Genomic DNA, 4,499 nt, shown 5'->3' on the forward strand with positions numbered 1-4,499 from the left:
GTACTCTCCTGTTGCTTCGGCAATCGTCTTTCCCTGTTCGGACGACAGGTCCCTGGCTGCCGCGCCAGCTTTCTCAGCCAGAATGCTGGCGGCAGAGACGAGGATCTCGCCACGCTCTTTGGCGGGTCGTGAGGACCACGCCTTGCGGCTGCGTTCTGCCGAAGTAAGAGCTTCATCCAAGTCTGAAACCGTAGCCGAGGCCACTGAGGCAAATACCTTCTCCGTCGCCGGGTTGATCACCGGCAAAGTGGCTCGGCTACCACCGGCTCGCCATTTGCCATTAATGAAGAGCTCGTAGCTCCTGGCGTGGGACATCGCGGGCTCCACTTGTGATTCTGGCCATGCGAGCGCCGTTTCAATTTTCGAAGCCGCTGAGCTCGCTTGAGCCAGTTTCATCGCGATGGTCGCAGCGGGTCAAATATCGATTAGTGCCTAAATCCATCTGGAATCCAGATCGATCTGTTTCGACAGCAAGGAAGTCATGCCGTTGTTTACAGATCGATGGTTCTCAGGTCGCGTCAGGAGCCGATGCTACCCAGCCCCGGCTCTCAATCAATTCTCTGGCGACCTTCGGAATGAGCTTGCGGACCGCAGAAACGGCCGCAGAACGCTCATCTTTGGGATTTACAGCGAGCACCACGGAGCGGGTAATCACCGGATCGACTATCTTGACCGTCCGGACCAGCCCTTGGGAGGCTTCTTTCTGAACCGCAGACGGGGCGAGAATAGAATGCGCTTTTCCCTCTACGACCATGTTGATGATCGTTGAGAGGGAGTCCACTTCAAACCTGACGTCCAGCGCGCAACCGTGTTGCGCGACGACATCAGCCACCGAACGCCTGACATTGTTGTTGCGCATGGGAACCGCCAGGGGGAATGCATGCAGGTCGGCCAGAGCTATCGCATCTTCAAACGGTGGCTCGCCGGACGGAACCACCAGACAAAGATCTTCGCGCGCTAGCACAGTCATTCGCCCCACACTGTCTGCTGTGCGGTACAGAACCGCCAGATTGAAGCGTCCAGCCGCCATCCATTCCTCTAGCGGTCCCGTCATACCCTCGACCATCTTGAGGGACACCTTGGGCAGTTCGTGTCTTACCGTCTCAAGCAGCGGACCGCTCAGGACGCGAGCAGCTCCAGACGGAATGCCAATAGTCACCTCCCCTGCAGGGGAAGCGGCTGTGTTGGTCAATTCCACCTCGGTAAGTCGAATTTCTTTAAGAATCGCCCGAGCGCGATCGAGCAGTTTGGCTCCTGACGCCGTCACGCTCACACCGGTCCTGTCGCGTATCAGCAGCTGAGTGCCGAAGCCTTCCTCCAGTTGACGCACATGCAGGCTCAGCGCACTCTGGGCGACATTCAGAAAGCCAGCGGCCTTCGTGAAACTGCCTGCTTCGACCACGCCAACGAAGTATCTTAACTGCCTGATTTCCACGGGTACTCTTCCGAGGGCGGACTGCAATGATGTAATCTATCTCGAAATGCGATGGCGCGACAGCAATAATTGTGCCGAGTTGCATAACGCCTAGCGTAGGGTCGCTCCAGTTTGGTAACCAACCGCTGAGGCCTCAGACGCCCAACCCGGCGCCCGGATCCGTGGCGATGATATCCCGGGCCCTTTGGATAACAGGTGGATCGACCATCCTTCCGTCCAGGGCAAATGCGCCTATGCCCTGCGCCGTCGCATCTTTCTCCGCCGCGAGGACACGACGGGCCCATTCGAGTTCCTGTGGGCTTGGCGAAAAAGCGTCATTGAAGATGGCAACCTGGTTTGGATGGATCGCCAAAGCTCCAGCAAAGCCGAGCCGCCGTGCACGCTCCGCAGCCTCACGAAGTTTGTGAGTGTCAGAGAACGCGCCAATGCTTCCTATGAAGCCCAGCGGGAGCAACCCGGCCGCACGGGCGGCAAAAAGAACAGAAAGGTTTGGCGTCAAGAGAAGATCAAGTTCTGGCGCGCCGCCAACAGCGGCACTGAAGTCTTCAGGGCCAAGGGCCATTGCGACCATCCGGGGATGGGACGAGGCAATGGCCGATAGCTTTTGCAAGGCACCTGGGGTCTCGATTTGGGCAAGAAACCGGATACGTCCTAACGGAAGATTTCTTTCTCGTTCAAGTTCTGAGACCGCGTCCGCAATTTCGGACACCCACTCTGGCGAATCCGTCTTTGAAAGAACAAGTGCATCAACACCTGCCACGACGGCTGCATCAAGATCTGCCGCCAAGGCGCGCAAACTACGATTCACGCGGACCAAAACAGACGCGCCCTTGCGGCCCACCTTAGCCACAGACGCACAAAGCTGCCGCCGCGCCTCTCTCTTTTTATCCTGGGGAACAGAATCCTCCAGGTCGACAATGACGCCATCTGCACCCCGCTCATGCGCCCTCTCCACAAAGCGCGGAACGTGAGCGGGTACGAAGAGCAGGGATCTCCAGCGTGGTAAAGACATTGCGCCGTCAACGGCCACAAAGGTGTCCTTTATCATAAAGAGGCTTCGCGGTCGATTATAGCCAGGCGGTGCCAGTGAAAGATGATCCGAGGCACGTAGGCTCTTTAGAACAAAAACCGCACCCCTCTTGCGGACATACCCGCTCATGCCGAGGCGGCCGTCCCGCGCAAACGCCTCAGAACCTCCTCGCGGACAGCATGGGTATGGGCGCCAAGGGCTGGAACTGGACGCAGTGATGGCCGCTCCAAGTTGAAAATCGCCGCCGGCGCGATCGTCTCGATCGTTCCATCGGGTGTCTCAACCTCAACTCTGCGAACATGGGGATGTTTTGAAACATCCGCCACTTCGCGCAGCCGGCCATATGCTAGGCCGGCCACCTCAAGTTCCTGCATTGCTTCGTTACAGGATAGTTGGGAAAACCGGCGTTCAATAATGTCATCAAGTTGCACACGGTGATCGAGGCGCTCCATGTTATCGGCGAAACCAGGTGCACATGTAAGCTCCGGCTGCTTCAGGAACTTCTCGCAAAAATTTACCCATTCGCGGTCGTTCTGAACCGAAAAGACGACATCTTTGCCATCGGCACAACGATACGCGCCATACGGCGCCAGCGACGGGTGCTTCACGCCTGCGCGTACGGTGCGGTACCCACTATAGTCGTTTTGCAGAACCGGCACGTTCATCCAGTCGGCGACGGCATCGAACAGCGATACCTGAATACTGGTCCCCTCGCCGGTGACCTCGCGGTGATAGAGTGCCTGAAGAATGGCACTGTGCGCTGTCATGCCCGCCGAGATGTCACAGACCGAGACTCCAACACGGGCGGGACCTTGATTGTTGCCGGTAATTGCGCATAGACCAGTTTCAGCCTGGACGATAAGATCATAAGCCTTCAAGTGGGAATATGGCCCTCTGTCCCCGAACCCAGAGATGTCGCAAGTGATCAGGCGCGGATATTGTCGACGCAGATCAGCAGACCCGAATCCCAATTTTTCGATGCTTCCCGGCTTCAGGTTCTGGATAAAGACGTCGGCGCCGGCAATAAGGATGTCGAGCACGGCCCGGTCCTCCTCCAACCTCAAGTCGAGACAGACCGACTCCTTGCCCCGGTTGAGCCAAACAAAGTAAGCGCTCTGCCCACGCACCAACTTGTCGTAGTTTCGGGCAAAGTCTCCTTCGGGCCTTTCGATCTTGATGACACGCGCGCCGGCATCCGCAAGACGAGAGGACGCATAAGGCGCAGCCACGGCCTGCTCCACGGCTACGACAGTGATCCTCTCAAGAGAGTTCTGCATGCGACACCGCTTTTTTCATCTTACGAGCTCGTTTTGAGTCCGACGACGGTTCAGCGTCGCCAGAAGCCGATTTTGTTCGTTCCCAACAATGGAGAATGCCTCGTCTACACCCATGCCGGGCTTTGCGAGCATCATGTCGGCCTGGGTCGCTAGCGAAACGTGGACTGTAGCCTGGGCCGAGAGATCCGTCTCGGTACAACTTCCCCCGACATACGCCCCTACTTTGTTCGCCTTACACAGCAGAACTGCTCGCGCTGTATCGGCAATTGAGCCCACGTCTGGCGTCTTGATTTGAACGAGGTGCGTGGCCTTCGCTTCGGCAAAGAGCCGAATATCCTCTAGCGTATTGCATCGTTCATCCACAACTATACGGGCGCTGGAGCCCCGACTGTCCAAGATCGATACGATCTTGGCGTAGTTCTCGATTTGAGCTTGGGTCGAACCAAAATCCGCCGGGGACTCGACATTGAGAATGAAAGCCGGAACACTCTCGGCAACCCTGCAGATAAAGTCAGCAATCTCTTGTGGCTCCATGCCAATTTCTTGGCCGATCCAGCCATAAACATCGAAATGCAGCACGGGATGATACCCGGGGCGGCCAATCTCGCGCGTACGCCTCGCGACCCACCTCACGAACTCCATGAAGGTCTGACCGCCAGTCCCGAATTTTTGTCGCGAGTTGATCAGACCGTGGGGGAGCACGTCCACCGCCCTCAGAATCATCTTATCAACGTTGATTTCGCGCGCATCTCCACTT

At 57.3% G+C, this 4,499-nt stretch carries 5 protein-coding genes; all 5 read right to left on the reverse strand.

From position 1 onward, the window contains the following. On the reverse strand, positions 1-315 hold a 315-nt coding region (locus tag EN906_RS24075), incomplete at its 3' end, for an aldehyde dehydrogenase family protein (RefSeq protein WP_127375429.1). A 193-nt stretch (positions 316-508) separates the two neighbouring features. Then, entirely contained in the window at positions 509-1,435 is a 927-nt protein-coding gene (locus EN906_RS24080) for a LysR family transcriptional regulator (protein WP_127266646.1), read from the reverse strand. 133 nt (positions 1,436-1,568) lie between these two features. Beyond that, positions 1,569-2,483: a CoA ester lyase gene (locus EN906_RS24085; protein WP_236383480.1), complete on the reverse strand. Its 915-nt coding sequence runs from the start codon at positions 2,481-2,483 to the stop codon at positions 1,569-1,571. A gap of 107 nt (positions 2,484-2,590) precedes the next feature. Continuing rightward, the gene (locus EN906_RS24090; RefSeq protein ID WP_127266647.1) at positions 2,591-3,742 is read right to left on the reverse strand and encodes a CaiB/BaiF CoA-transferase family protein; all 1,152 of its coding nucleotides are present in this window, start codon (positions 3,740-3,742) and stop codon (positions 2,591-2,593) included. A 15-nt stretch (positions 3,743-3,757) separates the two neighbouring features. Then, positions 3,758-4,499: methylaspartate ammonia-lyase (locus EN906_RS24095; RefSeq protein WP_127375428.1), on the reverse strand; the 742-nt coding region annotated here is incomplete at its 5' end.

It is taken from the genome of Mesorhizobium sp. M7A.F.Ca.CA.004.06.1.1, assembly GCF_003999135.1.
Classification (GTDB): Bacteria; Pseudomonadota; Alphaproteobacteria; order Rhizobiales; family Rhizobiaceae; genus Mesorhizobium.

Coding starts and splice junctions, on each gene's coding strand:
- EN906_RS24085 (WP_236383480.1), bottom strand. CDS start 2,483: ATGATAAAGGACACCTTTGTGGCCGTTGACGGCGCAATGTCTTTACCA.
- EN906_RS24090 (WP_127266647.1), bottom strand. CDS start 3,742: ATGCAGAACTCTCTTGAGAGGATCACTGTCGTAGCCGTGGAGCAGGCC.